This is a genomic window from Myxococcus vastator (genome assembly GCF_010894475.1).
GTDB lineage: Bacteria > Myxococcota > Myxococcia > Myxococcales > Myxococcaceae > Myxococcus > Myxococcus vastator.
Window position 1 is genome coordinate 1 of the sequence record NZ_JAAIYB010000174.1, and the last position, 15,829, is coordinate 15,829.

17 protein-coding genes are annotated in these 15,829 nt (G+C 70.2%); 4 read left to right on the forward strand and 13 right to left on the reverse strand.

Features of this window, described 5'->3' with window-relative positions:
* The coding region (locus tag G4D87_RS18455) for a trifunctional serine/threonine-protein kinase/ATP-binding protein/sensor histidine kinase (protein WP_163783379.1) at positions 1 to 4,582 on the forward strand (4,582 nt) is incomplete at its 5' end.
* A gap of 67 nt (positions 4,583 to 4,649) precedes the next feature.
* Here G4D87_RS18455 and clpX read toward each other — a convergent pair.
* The 3 genes from clpX to G4D87_RS18470 all read right to left on the reverse strand — a co-directional run bounded on the left by clpX (position 4,650) and on the right by G4D87_RS18470 (position 7,763).
* Complete coding sequence (gene clpX, locus G4D87_RS18460) at positions 4,650 to 5,927, reverse strand: ATP-dependent Clp protease ATP-binding subunit ClpX (RefSeq protein WP_163783380.1); 1,278 nt, start codon at positions 5,925 to 5,927, stop codon at positions 4,650 to 4,652.
* A gap of 222 nt (positions 5,928 to 6,149) precedes the next feature.
* Positions 6,150 to 6,806, reverse strand: a complete 657-nt coding sequence (locus G4D87_RS18465) for a hypothetical protein (protein WP_140792360.1) — start codon at positions 6,804 to 6,806, stop codon at positions 6,150 to 6,152.
* 27 nt (positions 6,807 to 6,833) lie between these two features.
* Complete coding sequence (locus G4D87_RS18470; RefSeq protein WP_205507634.1) at positions 6,834 to 7,763, reverse strand: AgmX/PglI C-terminal domain-containing protein; 930 nt, start codon at positions 7,761 to 7,763, stop codon at positions 6,834 to 6,836.
* A gap of 44 nt (positions 7,764 to 7,807) precedes the next feature.
* Between G4D87_RS18470 and G4D87_RS18475 the strand changes: the two genes are divergently transcribed.
* Positions 7,808 to 8,653, forward strand: coding sequence for a tRNA pseudouridine synthase A (locus tag G4D87_RS18475; RefSeq protein ID WP_163783382.1), 846 nt, complete (start codon positions 7,808 to 7,810; stop codon positions 8,651 to 8,653).
* 27 nt (positions 8,654 to 8,680) lie between these two features.
* Here G4D87_RS18475 and G4D87_RS18480 read toward each other — a convergent pair whose 3' ends face one another.
* From G4D87_RS18480 to G4D87_RS18490, 3 genes are all read right to left on the reverse strand, one after another.
* A complete protein-coding gene (locus G4D87_RS18480; RefSeq protein WP_011554065.1) occupies positions 8,681 to 8,845 on the reverse strand; it encodes a ribbon-helix-helix domain-containing protein in 165 nt (54 codons plus the stop codon).
* A 59-nt stretch (positions 8,846 to 8,904) separates the two neighbouring features.
* Positions 8,905 to 9,471, reverse strand: coding sequence for a hypothetical protein (locus G4D87_RS18485; protein WP_163783383.1), 567 nt, complete (start codon positions 9,469 to 9,471; stop codon positions 8,905 to 8,907).
* Between the two features lie 112 nt (positions 9,472 to 9,583).
* Positions 9,584 to 10,075 (reverse strand): DUF1772 domain-containing protein, encoded by a 492-nt coding sequence (locus tag G4D87_RS18490; protein WP_163783384.1) that lies wholly within the window; start codon positions 10,073 to 10,075, stop codon positions 9,584 to 9,586.
* 78 nt (positions 10,076 to 10,153) lie between these two features.
* Between G4D87_RS18490 and G4D87_RS18495 the strand changes: the two genes are divergently transcribed.
* Positions 10,154 to 10,942, forward strand: coding sequence for a helix-turn-helix domain-containing protein (locus G4D87_RS18495; protein ID WP_163783385.1), 789 nt, complete (start codon positions 10,154 to 10,156; stop codon positions 10,940 to 10,942).
* Positions 10,943 to 10,984: 42 nt separating this feature from the next.
* On the opposite strand, the gene larE is transcribed toward G4D87_RS18495, so the two are convergent.
* The 7 genes from larE to G4D87_RS18530 all read right to left on the reverse strand — a co-directional run bounded on the left by larE (position 10,985) and on the right by G4D87_RS18530 (position 15,272).
* Complete coding sequence (larE, locus tag G4D87_RS18500) at positions 10,985 to 11,881, reverse strand: ATP-dependent sacrificial sulfur transferase LarE (RefSeq protein WP_163783386.1); 897 nt, start codon at positions 11,879 to 11,881, stop codon at positions 10,985 to 10,987.
* Between the two features lie 99 nt (positions 11,882 to 11,980).
* Positions 11,981 to 12,748 (reverse strand): adenylyl-sulfate kinase, encoded by a 768-nt coding sequence (gene cysC, locus G4D87_RS18505; RefSeq protein ID WP_163783387.1) that lies wholly within the window; start codon positions 12,746 to 12,748, stop codon positions 11,981 to 11,983.
* Positions 12,749 to 12,940: 192 nt separating this feature from the next.
* Positions 12,941 to 13,438: a M67 family metallopeptidase gene (locus G4D87_RS18510; protein WP_338044979.1), complete on the reverse strand. Its 498-nt coding sequence runs from the start codon at positions 13,436 to 13,438 to the stop codon at positions 12,941 to 12,943.
* Positions 13,351 to 13,992, reverse strand: coding sequence for a ThiF family adenylyltransferase (locus G4D87_RS18515; RefSeq protein WP_163783389.1), 642 nt, complete (start codon positions 13,990 to 13,992; stop codon positions 13,351 to 13,353). Before G4D87_RS18515 ends, G4D87_RS18510 begins: the two co-directional genes overlap by 88 nt.
* Positions 13,993 to 13,997: 5 nt before the next feature.
* Positions 13,998 to 14,270, reverse strand: coding sequence for a ubiquitin-like small modifier protein 1 (locus G4D87_RS18520; protein WP_163783390.1), 273 nt, complete (start codon positions 14,268 to 14,270; stop codon positions 13,998 to 14,000).
* A gap of 7 nt (positions 14,271 to 14,277) precedes the next feature.
* The gene (locus G4D87_RS18525) at positions 14,278 to 14,517 is read right to left on the reverse strand and encodes a sulfurtransferase TusA family protein (protein ID WP_163783391.1); all 240 of its coding nucleotides are present in this window, start codon (positions 14,515 to 14,517) and stop codon (positions 14,278 to 14,280) included.
* The gene (locus tag G4D87_RS18530; RefSeq protein WP_163783392.1) at positions 14,505 to 15,272 is read right to left on the reverse strand and encodes a HesA/MoeB/ThiF family protein; all 768 of its coding nucleotides are present in this window, start codon (positions 15,270 to 15,272) and stop codon (positions 14,505 to 14,507) included. Before G4D87_RS18530 ends, G4D87_RS18525 begins: the two co-directional genes overlap by 13 nt.
* A gap of 122 nt (positions 15,273 to 15,394) precedes the next feature.
* Here G4D87_RS18530 and G4D87_RS18535 point away from each other — a divergent pair, with 122 nt between their 5' ends.
* Positions 15,395 to 15,784, forward strand: coding sequence for a hypothetical protein (locus G4D87_RS18535; RefSeq protein WP_240358389.1), 390 nt, complete (start codon positions 15,395 to 15,397; stop codon positions 15,782 to 15,784).
* Positions 15,785 to 15,829: the final 45 nt, after the last annotated feature.

A 15,829-nucleotide genomic window follows, 5' to 3' on the forward strand; every position in this document is an offset into this window, starting at 1 on the left:
GCCCCTGTCCGACATCGCGCTCAAGCTGCTCGCCAAGTCTCCCGAGGACCGCTACCAGAGCGCCTACGGGCTCGTGGCGGACCTCCAGCGCTGCCTGAGCGCCCTGGAGGGCCCGGGCCCCGTCCCCGCCTTCATGCTGGGCGCCAAGGACGTCCCCGAGCGCTTCGCCGTCCCCGAGAAACTCTACGGCCGCGAGCCCCAGCAGGCCGCCCTGCGCGCCGCCTTCGAGCGCGCCGCCTCGGGCCGCTCCGCCTTCGTCCTCGTCTCCGGCGCGGCGGGCATGGGCAAGTCGGCCCTCACCGGGATGCTCAAGCGCCCCGTCGCGGAGCGCCAGGGCCACTTCGCGCGCGGCAAGTACGACCAGCTCATCCGGGACACGCCCTACAGCGGCATCTTCGAGGCCTTCCGCGAAGTGGCTCGCGGACTCCTGGGCGGACAGGAGCAGGAGCTGGCGACCTGGCAACACCGCCTCCTCGGAGCCGTGGGCGGCATGGGCCGGCTCGTGGTGGACGCGGTGCCTCGCATGGCCCTGGTGCTCGGGGACCAGCCTCCCGTGCCCGAATTGGGGCCCGCGGAGTCGGAGCTGCGCTTCCAGCTCGTCCTCCGCAAGCTGGTGGCCGCGCTCTCCACGCGGGAGCATCCCCTGGTCCTCGTCCTGGACGACCTCCAGTGGGCGGACAGCGCCAGCCTCCAACTGCTGCGACTGCTCCTGACGGACCGGGACATCGAGCACCTGCTCGTGGTCGCGGGTTGCCGCTCGGAAGCGCTGGGCCCCGACCATCCCGTGGAGTCCCTTGCTCGCGCGCTGCAGGACCACGGCACGCCGGTCCATCGCATCGACCTGGCACCGTTGTCCCCCGAGGACATGACGAAGCTGGTCGCGGACGTGTTCCCTCCCGCCGAGGGCCAACCCGACGCGCAGCTCGACGACCTGGTGCTGTCGCTGACGGAAGGCAACCCGTTCCACGCGGTGCAGCTCCTGCGCACCTTCTACGAGCGGGGGCTGGTGCGCTTCGACGCGGACGGTGGTGGCTTCCGGTGGGATGCCAGCGCGCTGCGTGGACAGGACTTCAGTGACGGCGTGGTGGCCCTGCTCACCTCCCGCATCCGCGAGCTGAGCTCCGCCGCGCAGGCGCTGCTGCCCATTGCGGCTGCGCTGGGCCATACGTTCGACCTGCACAGTCTGGCCATCGTCCTGGAGCGGACGGATGAGGCGGCCGAGAAGGGGCTCGTCGAAGTGCTCCAGGCGGGGCTGGTGACGCCCATCGACGACGCCGACATGGACAGCGGGGGCACGTATCAGTTCACCCATGACCGCGTGCAGCAGGCCGCGCTGGAGCTGATTCCGGAGGACGTGCATCCGGAGATCCACGCCCGCATCGGCCGGCTCCTCCTGCGGCACACGCCCCCGGAGCGGCTCGACGAAGGGCTCCCCGAGCTCGTCAGCCACTTCCACCTGGCGCTGCCCGTGCTCCACGACGAGCAGGAGCGCCACCGCGTGGCGGAGCTGGACCTGCGCGCCGGCCGCAGCGCCAAGTCCCGAGGCGCCTGGTCCGCGGCCCTGCGCCTGCTGAGCACGGGCCTGTCCCTGCTCGGCGAGGACGGTTGGCGGAGGGACCGGCGGCTCACCTTCGACCTGCACGTCGACGCGGCCGAAGCGGCGTACCTCGCCGCGGACTTCGACCTGATGGAGCGGCTGGCGGCGGCGGCGCTGGCCCACGCGGTGGATGGCGCGGAGGAGGTCCGGGTGCAGGAGGTCCGCCTCCAATGCCTCGCGCACCGGGGCGAGCACTCGCGCGGCGTGGACCTGGGCCTGGAGGTATTGCGCAAGCTGGGCCAGCCCCTGCCCGCGAATCCGAAGCAGCCGCACGTCCTGGCCGCGGTGGCGAAGACGAAGCTGCGCCTGGGCCTGCGCAAGCCCGAGGACCTGGCGGCCCTCCCCGAGTGCACCGACCCGCTCCTGCTCGCCACGCTGCGCCTGCTGGTGAAGCTGTCCTCGCTGGCCTTCATGGCCCGCCCGCTGCTCTTCCCGCTGGTGGTGCTCCGCGTGCTCCAGCTCACCATCCGCCACGGCGCCACCGGCGTGGCCGCGTTCGGCTACGTGGGCTACGGGCTGATGCTGAGCGTGCACCTGGGCAACCCCGAGGACGGCTTCCGCTACGGCCGGCTGGCGCTGAAGACGCTGGACCGCTTCCAGGCGGAGAGCCTGCGGGCCATGGTGACCTTCGTCTTCAACCTCTTCATCCGGCACTGGAAGGAGCCGCTGTCCGCGTGCGTCGACGACTTCCTCGCCGCCGCGCAGAAGGGCCAGGAGACGGGCGACATCGAGTACTTCGGCTATGCGTCCAGCGCGGGCTGCGCCACCGCCCTCATCGCCCGGGACGGCCTGGCCGACGGTGGCCCGCGCATGGACCGGTTCCGGGACACGCTGGCCACGCACCGGCACAAGAACGTGCTCTTCACCGAGTACATGCGCCACACGCTCGACTCGCTCACGGGCGCGTTCACCGGCAACGTGGAGGCCCGCGAGGAGGAGCTGGTCGCGCCGTACCGGCAGCTCGACTACGGCAACGGCATCGCCACCTGTGACGTGCTGCGCACCCTGCGCCGGTGGCTCTGGGGCGATGCGCGCGGCGCGCTGGAGAGCGCCGCGGCGGTGGACACGCAGGTGGAGCTCATCGCCGGGCAGATCTACCTGCCCTGGTACAAGTTCTTCCAGGGCCTGGCGCTCATGGCCGTCCACCCCACGCTGGGGCCGCTGGACCGGCTTCGCTCGTCGCGGGCCATCGACGCCATCCGCAAGTCCATGCGCGGCTGGGCCCGCATCGCCCCCATGAATTATGGCGCCCGGGCGGAGCTGCTGGACGCGGAGCGGGCCCGCCTGGACGGCCAGGGGGACACGGCCGCGGATGCGTATGACCGGGCCATCCGGCTGGCGCGTCAATACGGCCTGTCGCTCGACGAGGGCGTGGCCTGTGAGGCCGCCGCGCGGTTCCACCTGACGCAGACCCGCGAGCGCGTGGCCCGCACCTACCTGGAGGAAGCCCGCGCCGCCTACCTGCGCTGGGGCGCGCGCGCCGTCGCGGCTCGGCTGGAGCGGGAGCACCCCCGGCTCCTGCCGTCCGCCCCCGCGCCCACGCCCACGGATGCCCTCACCGAGACGTCACTGGCCGCGCTGGACCTGGCGTCCGTCATCAAGACGGCGCGCGCGCTGTCCGGCGAAATCGTCCTGGGCAAGCTGCTGCGCAAGCTGATGACGCTGGTCATCGAGAACGCGGGCGCGCGCCGGGGCCTGCTGCTGCTGAAGCGGACGGAGGGCCTGGTCATCGCGGCGGAGGGCTCCGTGGACGGCGATGGCGTGGTGCTCGAGGCGCCCATCCCCATGGAGTCCTCCGCGTCGCTGCCGACCTCCATCATCCACTACGTGGTGCGCACCGGGGAGACGGTCCTCCTCCACGACGCGTCGGCGGAGGAGCCGTTCTCCGAGGACCCCTACGTCCGCAGCGCCCAGCCCAAGTCCCTGCTGTGCAGCCCGCTCTTGAAGCAGGGCTCGCTCACGGGCGTGCTCTACCTGGAGAACGACGCCACGCGAGGCGCCTTCACCCCGGAGCGCCTGGAAGTCCTGCGCCTGCTGTCGTTCCAGGCGGCCATCTCCCTGGAGAACGCCGACCTCTACGCCAGCCTGGAGGAGTACAGCCGGACGCTGGAGCGCCGCGTGGAGGAGCGCACGGCCGAAATCCAGCACAAGAACGCCGAGCTGGCGGAGACGCTCACCCGGCTGCAGGAGATGCAGCGCCAGTTGGTGGCGCAGGAGAAGCTCGCGTCCCTGGGCGCGCTCACCGCGGGCATCGCCCACGAGCTCCAGAATCCGCTCAACTTCGTGAACAACTTCTCGAACCTGTCCTCACGGCTGGCCGGCGAGCTGGAGGAGACGCTGAAGAGCATGGCGGACCGGCTCGACAGCGAGACCCGCGAGGACGTGCTGGAGACGCTCCAGGACCTGAAGCAGAACGCCCAGCGCATCCACAGCCACGGCAAGCGCGCCTCGGACATCATCAAGACGATGCTCCGGCACTCGCGCAAGTCGGAGGGCACCCGCTCCAAGTCGGACCTCAACCTGCTGGTGCGCGACAGCGTGAACCTGGCCGTGCAGGGCCAACGCAGCCGTCCGGGCGGCGCCACCGTGAAGATGGAGACCACGCTGGACCCCAACGTGGGCATCGTGGAGCTGGTGGCCAGCGACATCAGCCGGATGCTCACCAACATCCTCGACAACGCGTTCTACGCCGCGGCGCAACATCAGTCACAGGCCGGCGCGGGCTTCACGCCCCAGGTGCACCTGCGCACCCACCGCGTCGGAACCCAGGTGGAGCTGCGCATCCGCGACAACGGGCCGGGCATCCCCGAGGAACTCCGCGAGAAGCTCTTCCACCCCTTCTTCACCACCAAGCCCGCGGGCGTGGGCACGGGGCTGGGGCTCTCGCTGTGCCACGACATCGTCCAGGAGCACCAGGGCGACATCCGCGTGGAGAGCACACCCGGCGCCGGGGCCGAGTTCATCATCACCCTGCCCGCGCCCTGAAAAGCGGAAGGCCCCGCCTCCCGGAAGGGAAGCAGGGCCTCGGGACACCCGGAGAAGCAAGACGCCGCTAGGCCGTCTTCTTCTCCTTCTCCATGACGAGCTGGGGCGCCTCGTGCTTGGTGATGACCTGCTCGGTGATCTTGCACTCCTTGACGCCCTCGCGGAACGGCACGTCGTACATGATCTCCAGCATGGCATCCTCCAGGATGGCGCGAAGGCCGCGCGCTCCGGAGTGACGGCGCATCGCCTCGCGAGCGATGGCGCGCAGCGCCTCCTTCGTGAAGGTCAGCTTCACCTTCTCCATCTCGAAGAGCTTCTGGTACTGCTTCACCAGGGCGTTCTTCGGCTGGGAGAGGATGATGACCAGGTCCTCTTCCTTCAGGTCGTTCAGCGTGGCGATCATCGGCAGGCGGCCGATGAACTCCGGAATCATGCCGAAGCGCATGAGGTCTTCCGGCTCGGTCAGCGCCAGCAGCTCACCCACGCTGCGCTCCTCGCGGTGGGTGATCTTCGCGCCGAAGCCGAGGCCCTTCTCGCCCACGCGGCGCTTGATGACGCCGTCGATGCCGTGGAAGGCGCCGCCGCAGATGAACAGGATGTTCGTCGTGTCGACCTGGACGTACTCCTGCTGGTTGTACTTCTTCCCGCCGCGCGGCGTGACGTTGGCCCGGGTGCCTTCGATGATCTTCAGCAGGGCCTGCTGCACACCCTCGCCGCCCACGTCGCGGGTGGCGCTGGGCATGTCACCCTTGCGGGCGATCTTGTCGATCTCGTCGATGTAGACGATGCCGCGCGAGGCCTTCTCCACGTCGTAGTCGGCGTTGTGGAGGAGGTTCTGGATGATGTTCTCCACGTCCTCGCCCACGTAGCCGGCCTCGGTGAGGCTGGTGGCGTCGGCGATGGTGAAGGGCACGTTGAGGAAGCGCGCCAGCGACTGGGCCAGCAGCGTCTTGCCACTCCCCGTGGGTCCGATGAGCAGGATGTTGCTCTTGCTCAGCTCCACTTCCTCGCCGGTGGGGCCCTTGACGCCCGGACGCGGCCGAGAGGTCGGCTTCTTTTGGTAGATGCGCTTGTAGTGGTTGTACACCGCCACCGCGAGGACCTTCTTCGCCTGGTCCTGTCCGATGACGTAGTCGTCGAGGAACGCCTTGATCTCCGCCGGCGTCGGCAAGCTGACCTGGGGCTTGCCCTCCTCGCGCTCGTTCTCGTCCGCGATGATGTCGTTACACAGCTTGATGCATTCGTCGCAGATGTAGACCGTCGGGCCCGCGATGAGCTTGCGGACCTCGCGCTGCGACTTGCCGCAGAACGAACAAGACAGGTTGACGTGGTGCTCCTTCTTCACTGCCGCCTCCGAGTTCGCCGGCTCCGGACACCCGGAGCCTCCTTCGCCGTCCACCGCTCCCCTACCCGCACGGCCTGCCCACGTCTCGAACAGCCGTCAGGCCCACCTTCACGCGGCCCTGAACCACTATAGGGCCCTCCCCTTCGGGCAGGAAGCCCGGCGGTACAGGCCCGTTGCCGAGCGTACAGCCCCGGCCACGGGTCAGCGTTCAGTAACAGCGGCTCAGGCGTCCGTCACGCCCGAGGCGATGTCCTCGAGGTCTTCGGCCAGGGCGGCTGCCCGCTCGGCGACGGCGTTCGGAATCCGACGACTCCCCGACAGCTCGCTCGCGAGCTTGCGGGCCATCTGCGCCAGTTTCCGCACCTGGGCGCTCTCCGGAGGCGGCTCCGGCGGGGGACGGGGGAAGCGCTCGGCGAACTCCTTCTTCAGCTCGGCCGGGTTCTTCTCCGGGCTCCAGATGCTGTCGCGCAGGGACTTGTATTCAGTGGGCGACAGCTGGCCCCGCTCCTCCGCGTCCGCGAGGACTTCGATGACCTCGAACGCGGGTGCGCGCTGGGGGAACTCCTGTGCGGTCAGCTCCTCCTCGGGCTCGTGCTTGGTCAGGAAGCTGAACGAGCGGGTGAGCTTCAAGGCGGTCTGCTTCTTGATGTGCAGTTCCTTGAGGCAATAGGCCTCGAAGGAGGGGTAGCCCCACTCCTCGAACTTCGCCTCGTCCCGGACCTGGACCAGGAGCTTGCCCAGCTCGGCCCAGGTGGACTTGAAGCGCTTGGCGGCCGTCAGCACGGTGTGACGGAAGGTTCCCGGCGGGACGCTCAGCGCCTTCTTCGCAATTTCGGTCTCAGCAACGGATGCGGCGGACATGCCCACGGTATCGGGCATGCCCGGGGTGCCGGCAAGAAAGTGACCCTACCCCCGCTTGCCGATGGTGAACGACAGCCCCACCGTGGCCTGCTCGCCCTCGTAGGCGCGGAACGGCCACTTCTTCATCTCCGCCAGCAGGCACTCGTAGAGTGGACCCTTCTTGAACTGGTGGTTGTCCACCCACAGCTTGCTCACCCGGCCATCGTTCCCGATGACGAACTCCATGGGGACCTTGGCGTAGAGGCCCGGGGTGCGCTCCGCCTCTTCCTTGAAGCAGCGGAAGAGCGTGGACTTGTTGCTGGCCACCACCCGGTTGATGGCGGACTGGTCGAACTGCTGCGTCATCTCCATGCCCTCCGGGTCGGTGGTCACGCTGCCCCCGGGGCGGGGCCTGCGGTCCACCGGCGTCCGGGTGGTGGAGGCCATGGCCACCTTCCCCGGACCGCTGCTGCCGGCGGCGGGTTTCACGCCCGGCTCGCCCGTGCCTGGACGGCGCGCGCCATGGCCGGGGTACTCGAAGAGCTCCTCCTCATCCACCCGGGCCTGGGCCACGCGGATGGTGATTTCGCCCATCTCGAAGTCGTCCGTCTGGACCTCGCCGTCGCCGGACCAGCCGTGGACGGCGACGTTGCGCGCCACCTGGACACCGAAGATGCCCAGCACCACCACGCCCGCCGCCGCGGCGCCGCCGAGAATCTTCAGGCGCTTCGCGGACTTCGCCCGCTCCACGACGACGGCGGCGTCCACGCGGGCGCGCGCCTCCGCCCGGGCCACGTGCACGCGGAAGGCGTCCACCTCCGACATGCGGTGGAAGTCCCGCTCTCCGGCGGGCGCCACCAGGGTGTCCAGCGTCAGCTCACCCGAGGTGAGCTTCTCCACGATTTGGGTCCCACTGACGGGCCCCAGGACCAAGTCCCCGTGCTTGAAGAGCCAGAGTCCGTCCACGTCCGCCGCAAGGTCTTGTCCAGCCGCCATTTCGCGCGCGAGTATCCCGTGGTTCCCCACACCCAAGCAACGGCGTGCTCCCCTCCACCTCCAAGCGAATTCCCGTCGCACTGTGGATCTGGTACCGCGGCGGAATCTTCCGCGGCTTCCAGCGCCAACCCGAGGGCCCCACCGTCCAGTCGGCCCTGGAAGAGGCGCTGCGGTCCGTGGGGGTGCCGGCGACGTTGATGCCTTCAGGGCGCACGGACCGGGGGGTCCACGCCCGGATGCAGGTGGTGAGCGTCCGGCTGGAGGCGGGTGACTCGGCGGAGTCCCTGGAGAAGCGGCTCCCGCCCCGGTTGCCACCGGGCCTGGGCCTGTGTGGGGTGCGCCGACCCACGTCGTTCCATGCGCAGTGGAGCGCCTGCGGCAAGGAGTACCGCTACCGGCTCCAGCTGGGTGGGGCTGTGACGCCCGACTGGGCGCCCTATGCGCTGGACGTGTCCGCGGAGCCGCTGTTCCAGGCCACGGCGGTGACGCCGGAGCGGCTGGGGGCGCTGCTGCGCTCGGCGGAAGGGACGCGGGACTTCATCGCGTTCCATGAGAAGTCCAGTCCACGCAAGCCTCGCACGCTGGAGTCCGCCACCCTGCATGCGCTGGGCGGTGGGCTCTACGAGGCTCGGCTGCGTGGGGACGGCTTCGCGCGCTACCAGATCCGCTATTTGATGGGGAGCGCGTTGAAGGTGGCCGCGGGGCTGCTGCCGGAAGAGGCGTGGCTCGCGGCGCTCGAGACGGGGCGGGCCATGGAGGGCTTCAAGGCGCCCGCGCACGGCCTGGTCCTCTGGGAGGTTCGCTACCCTCCCGGCGTGGACCCCTTCAGCGCCGGGGAGCGTCTCCATCCCCCGGGGCTTCCGCTGGAGCCACCCTTCCACCTCGGGTGACGCGCGGTGGGGCCCGGACGGCCGTCTTCAGTCGACGAGCCGCTCTTCGTACTTCGCGAGCAGATCGGAGATCGCCTCGCGGAGGTACTCGCTCTGACGGATGCGCGTCGTGCGCGACAGATCCTTGAGGGCGTCGAGCTTCTCGCGGTTGAGCCGGAAGACCACTGAAGTAAGGCGGGGATTCATGTCCATGTGCGCGACCTCCTACAGATGCACACACATTCTCACAGGTCGGTCTGATCGCAAGAAATTCACTTCGATCCGACCGGGAAGATCCACTGAACCCCGGTGAAGGCTTCGGCGTCTCCGCGCAGGCCCGCGCCAAACCCGAGCGCAAGCCCGAGTCCCCCGAACACCGCGAGCCGCTCGGAGAAGGTGTGTCGCACGCCCAACGCTACGCGAGGCCCCAGCCACGGCCCAGAAAACGGTCTGATCAACAGGCCCAGATCATAGAAGGTCTGCCAGGACCCATCGCCATAGACGTTCCGGAAGCCTCCGGCCACCGATAGATCCGGGCCGCGCAGGCTGCCGCGGATCACCACGAAGACCTCGTCCCCGTCGTAGCCCACGGTCCGGCTGCCCCCGAGGTCCAGGTGCGCGTCCCCGCCCTTCTCGGCGTCGGACGCTGAGCGATCAATGGACTCGGTATAGGAGGCGCCGGGGCCGAGGATCAGCGAGAAGGCGCGGCGATCCGCGTACGGCGCGTCCACGTACTCCGCCGCGCCGGCCGCCGCGGGCAGGAGCACGGCGCAGGTGCTGATCAGGCGGCGGATCAGACGGGGAGCCGTTCCGGAGGATGGGGAGGGTTCGCGGGCCATGGCGCGGCTCACGGTTCTAACAGGGTCCGGGCTTGGGATGCGTCCGTCCAGGGTCCCCTGCCCTGTCGTGGCTTGTCCGGGCGTGGGGCACCCCCGGAATCGGACGGTGTGCTCACGCACCTCCCTTCCACCGGAGCCAGGTCAGCGCATGGAGCGCGGAGAGCCAGGCCCCCGCCACGAGCGCATGACGCAGGTGGTTCATTCGGGCCCAGGTCATCGCGGTGTCCACGGAGGCGGCGTTGTCTGGCGACTGCAGCAGCCGCACCATCGCGGGGATGAAGTACGAGAAGGTCAGGAGCCGGTCGGCCAGCGCCGCCAACGCGGCTCCGAGCCACCAGACGCGCAGCGGGCCGGTGGCCTGGGATGCGAAGTAGAGGCTCGCCAGGGTGAGCAGCGTCAGCGGCCCCGTGGTGACGAAGGCCCAGAAGCGGAGTCCCACGTTGTCCTGCCGCGCGGCGCCCGCGGACCAGTGTCCACCCAGGGTGTCGAGCCATCGGGGCAACGAGACGCGGTGCTCATAGAGTCCCGCGCCGAAGGCGATGCCCAGGACGACGACGAAGAGCCACAGGACGGTTGCCGCGATGGAAGGCTTCAGGTTGATCATGCCGCCAGGATGCGGTCCTGGGCATGAGGTCGTCTTTCGTGCCCTTGCGCCGTTTTTCGCCTTCCTGCGGAGTTCCCGATGAGCCCCCGCCCCGCCCTGCTCGAACAGATTGGCTCGGACGTCGTGCAGTTCCAGGATGCGTCCGCGCAGTTCGATGCCACGGTGGGGAAGGTCCTGGCGCTGGGGCGCGCGGACCTCGCGTGCCTGGCGCAGCTTCACTTCGGTGGCCCGGCGCCCCTGGGCTCAGTCCCGCGCGAAGCCGACGTGGCGCGGCTGGAGCTGGCGGGCTACGTCCAGCGGGAAGCGGCCGGAGGTGGCCAGCGGCTGGTGCTCACCGCTCATGCTCGCGAGTGGATTGACACCCTCTGGGGGCCGCTGCAGGCGGACGGGCATCAGCTCATGGCGGCGCTGCCGGAGGAGCACCTCCGGATCATCGCGGGGTTCCTGCAAGCGGCGAGGGCCATCCAGGACCGGCACGCGGCGCGGGTGGCCAGACTGCTCCAGGAGCCGGGGACCTCACGGGCGGCACGCCAGCGAGGCGGGCTCTCCCCCGCCGCACTCCGCCGTGTACAGCTCTACGCGGAGGCGCGCCTTGCCGAGCCCATCCGCGTGGGTGAGCTCGCCCAGCGCTCCGGGTTGAGCGTCTTCCATTTCACCCGCGCCTTCCGCCAGTCCACCGGCCTGACACCGCACGCCTGGGTGCAGCAACGCCGCGTGGAGCGGGCGCGCGACCTGTTGAGCCATTCGTCGCTGCCGCTGGGGGACATCGCGCTCGCGGTGGGCTTCAGCTCGCAGAGCCACTTCACCACGGTGTTCCGCCAGCTCACCGGACTGACGCCGGCCGTCATCCGGCGCGACCAGCGCTGAGGCATCTGGAGCACCATCACCACGGATGGAGCCGCTTGGGCTTCAGCTCACCACAGGCAGCGGGAACCCGTCCGGCTGGCCCGTGGCCCCCGGCCTCACCACCCCCGCCGCGTCATTCATCCGGCCAGAGCGGAACGGCTCCAAGTCCAGCGCCACGAACTTGAACCCCAGCGCCAGGAACGCGGTGTTGATCCGCTGCCGCACGTCCGCCGCGAGGAAGCGCTCGTACTCCTCCGCCGCCACCTCCAGCCGCGCCACGTCCTGGTGGTACCGCACGCGGAACTGTCGGAAGCCCAGCCTGCGCAGCTCCGACTCCGCGGCGGCGATCTGCAGCAGCCGGTCCCGCGTCACCGCCGTGCCATACGGAATCCGCGACGCCAGGCACGCCATCTGCGGCTTGTCCCAGGTCGGCAGCCCGAGCGACTGGCTCCACGCGCGGATCTCCTCCTTCGTCAGCCCCGCCTGCGCCAGCGGTGACACCACCCGGTGCTCCCGCGCCGCCTTGTGTCCCGGCCGGTGGTCCTTGAAGTCGTCCGCGTTGAAGCCGTCCAGCACCACCGCCAGGCCCAGCGACGTCCGCTGCGCCTCGCAGATGTCATACAGCTCCGTCTTGCAGAAGTAGCAGCGGTTCGTCGGGTTGGCCGCGTACTCCGGATTCGCCAGCTCGTTGCTGCCCAGCACCACGTGCCGGGCGCCCAGCCGCTTCGCCAGCGCGCGCGCCTCGTCGGCCTCCTCCGGCGCCACGGACGCGGACAGCGCGGTGAGCGCGAGCGCCCGGTCGCCCAGCTCCTCCACCGCCACCTTCAGGACGAAGGTCGAATCCACGCCGCCAGAGAACGCCACCAGCGCGCTGCCATGGAGCCGCAGCGCGGCGCGCATCGACTCCAGCTTGGGGCGCGAGGACTCACACAGGGACTGGATCCGCTCGGGGCTCAACATGAAGCTCTCCTAAAACCAAAGGGCCCCGGATTGCTCGCGTCGTTGCGCGGCAACCTGGAGCCCCTCAGGAATGAAACCCAGGCCCGGAAGCCCAGCCGCCTAGCGAGCCTTCCGCTTCGAGGACTTCTTCGCCGCGGGCTTCGCCACCCGAGCCGCGCGCGTGGCCGGACGGGCCTTGGCGCCCTTGTCCGCCTTCGGCGCCTTCGCCGCGGGCTTGGACTCCTCGGCGCGGCGGGCCTTGGCGCCGCCCTTCTCGGCCTTCTCCGCCTTCTCACCCTTCGCCGGCAGCGGGTTGGCCTTCATCTTCTTGCCGGTGATGATCTTCAGCTCCTCGGTGGTCATGTAGCCGAGGTCCAGCAGCGACTGGAAGATCTTCGCCGCGCCGTCCTCCACCGACTCCACGTCGGAGTGGATGGTGACCTCCGGCGAGTTGGGCGGCTCGTACGGCTCGGTGATGCCGATGAAGTTGGGGATCTCCCCGTTGAGCGCCTTCTTGTAGCGGCCCGTGCTGTCGCGCTCGATGAGCTTCTCGGTCGGGCAGTCGACGTAGACCTCCACGTAGCGGCCAATGGTCCGGCGGTTCTCCTCGCGGCCCGGCTTGTAGGGGCTGACGCAGGGGACCAGCGCCGCCACGCCGTTGCGCGTCAGCAGGCTCGCCACGAAGCCCAGCCGCTTCACGACGGTTGTCCGGTCCTCCTTGCCGTCCCCCAGCCCCGCCCAGAGCGCCTCGCCGAGTTCACCCTCGTCGAGGATCTCGACGTTGCGGCCCACCTGCCGCAAGCGCGCGGCGATGTAGGCGGCGGTGGTGCTCTTCCCGGTACCGGACATGCCGGTCAGCCAGAGGGTGAAACCAGTGTTGGAGGCCATATGGGTCGTCTACTCCCTGCGTCCGGAGCACTTCTTGCAAGCTCGTAGGGACGCCTCAGATCCAGAAGATGGACGCGGTTATAGACGAAAACCCGGCCACTTGACAATTCGCGCCCACCTTTCCGCAGGTGGGGGTGACGGGCATTCAAGTGCCTGCTCAGACAAGGCTTTTTCGTTTCTGCAATGAACTTTTCAGTGCGTCCGTGACGCGAAGTTTCCCGCACGCCACTCATACTCCGACACGCAGTGAACACAGCCGCGGTGTATGGATCCGATGAGATAGGAAACATCGGGGAGCAACGGACACCCGTCGGGAGCCGCCCGCTGCAGGTCCTCCTGGGAGAAGGTCGCCGGTGCATCCACATGCGAGTGGAACACGCACACCACTCGCTCTGAGCGTGCATCCGCTTCGATGCAGACGGCCAGCCACTCCTCGGGCGCGAAGGCGTACGCCCTCCGCGGGTTCCCGGCGGCGTTGCGCAGGGGGCGGATCCGCAGGGCCCCTGTCCCTTCCGCGCGGAGGATCACCCCACAGCCCTCGAAGGGATACGCGGCCGCCAGGTGCCGACCGACTTCGGTGAGGATGTGCTCGGGCCAGCGACTCACGGCGCGCCAGGCGCCTCGCGGCCCACGCAGCGTGAGCACCTGCGCGGCGCCAGCTCCTCCACGGTGCCGGGCGCCACCAGCCACCGGCCTCCCAGCGCGGGCCCCAGGCCCAGCCGCAGCCGCTGGAACACGAGCGCCCCCAGCGTCCCCACGGCCACGCCCAGCGCGCCATCCGGAGGCGAGCCCAGGTGCCGCACCGTCTCACCGAAGCACCAGAGGCACCCCTCCGCGCCGCGGAAGACGACGGCGGCCCGCATGCCATCACCGCCCAGGGCCACCCAGGGCGCCTCGCCACTCCACGCCGCGGGCAGCTCCGCCACCAGTCCGCCCCCCGGCCCCACCGAGGCCGCGTCCGGGTTCAGCGCGGGCACCTCGCGGGCCAGCGCCTCCGTCACGGGCAGGCCCACGTCGGCGGGCCCCATCAGGAAGCCCGGCGCCCAGGGCCCCAGCGTCAGCGAGCCCGCGCCCGTCACCGGCGTGCCACCTCCCGCCAGGTACGCCGCCGCCGTCAGCCCCGCCGCGCCAAGGCCATCCAGCCGCGCCGCGCCCGCGAGCAGCGCCTCCTGACCACGTCCGCCCACCTCGCGCAGGAGGATCTGCCGGGAGTAGCGCTGGATCTGCTCTTCACGCAGCGCCACGGCCTTCAGCCTCCCGCCATGGCGGGGATGAGGATGATGCGGTCCGCGTCCTTCACCGGCGTGTCCAGGCCGCTCAGCGCGCGGATGTCCTCGTCGTTGAGGAACACATTCACGTAGCGCCGCACCGCGCCGCGCTCGTCAAGCACCCGGCCGCCAATGCCCGGGTGGCGCGCGTCCAGGTTGTTCAGCACCTCGCGCACGGTGGCGCCGGGGGCGACGACTTCCGCCTGGTTGCCGGTGAAGCCCCGCATGGGGGTGGGAATACGAAGGGTCGCCATGGCTCTCTCACCTGCCCTGTTTGCGGAGCACCAGCCGGTGCGTCCCGTCCGGGAGCGCGTCCAGGGACACGACCTCGTGGCCCTCTTCGCGCGCGTTGCGCGGCACGTTCTTCAGCGGCTCGGTGCCCCGAAGCAGCACCTCCAGCAACGTGCCCGACTCCAGTGATTCCAACTTCAGCTTCGTCCGCACGTAGGTCATCGGACAGACCTCGCGGGTGATGTCCAGCGTCGCCGTCATGTCGCGCACGCCTCCGGAGACTCCGGGTACGCCGGGATGGCCGTGACGCGGCAGCCCGCGCAGTCCGGCGCCCGCGTCACGCGCGTCCTCCGCCCCAGCAGCGACACCGCATCCAGCACGTGCAGCGTGGCCTCGCCCTGCCCACCTCGCGCGGCGCCCGACAGCAGCTCCAGCGCCAGCAGGGCCTGCACCGCGCCCACCAGCCCCGCCAGCGAGCCGAGCACCCCCGCCTGGGCACACGTGGGCACGGCGTCCGGCGGCGGCGGCGCTTCATAGAGGCAGCGCAGGCACGGCCCGCCCGGGTCCACGCGCATCGCCTGGCCCTGCATGCGCAGCACCCCGCCATAGACGAGCGGCACCCCCGTCAGCACCGCCACGTCCGACAGGAAGAACTTGGTGGCCACGCCATCCGTGGCGTCGATGACGGCGTCGTGCGCGCGGAAGAGCCCCTCCGCGTTGCTCGCGTCCACACGCTCGGCCATGGCCTCCGTGCTCAGGCCGGGAAAGGCCCGCGCCAGGCCCGCCGTCGCGGACTCCGCCTTGTTCCGGCCCACGTCCTCGCCCCGGTGCCAGAGCTGGCGCGGCAGGTTCGTCACGTCCACGCGGTCCGGATCCGCCAGCGTCAGGTGCCCGACACCGGCCTGGGCCAGCGCCAGTGACGCCGGACACCCGAGCCCCCCAGCCCCCACCAGCAGGACGCGCGCGCGCTCCAGCCGGGACGCATGGGGAATTCGGGGATGGTGGTCTGTACCGTGGCCATGCATCGGATGACTGCTCCACGCGGTCGGAAACGAATATGGTGAGGCCGCCTGCGTACCACCATGCAGAAGGGCGCAGGTGTCTCTCCACCGTCCCGCGTCCGCGCGGCCCCCACCTGCCAGGACATATGAAAAAGCTGACCGGCGTGCTCGTCTTTTCCGCTGTCCTCTTCCTGGCGCCTGGCTGCACCCGCAAGACGGGCGAGGCCCCGGGGCCCACCGACGCCTCCGCCGCGACGGACGAAGCCACGCGCACCGGCGCCAGCAAGGGGGCCCTGAGCGCGGAGGACGCGGGCTCGGGCGGCGGCACGGCGCGCGCGGCCCAGGAGGCCTGCGTGGACGCGTGGCTCCAGAAGCAGGGGCTGGACGCCTATGGCAACCCGGAGGGCAGCATGTACGCGGGCGGCACGCCGCTCTTCGACGAGCGCACGGGCGAGCAGACGGACCGGCTGGCGTTCATCTTCAAGAACAAGCCCGAGGCGCGCCAGGCGTGTGCGGGTGACGCCTCCGCGGAGTAACGCGGTGCTTCCGGCCGGCGCGGGGCCTGCCCCCTCGCCCTCCAG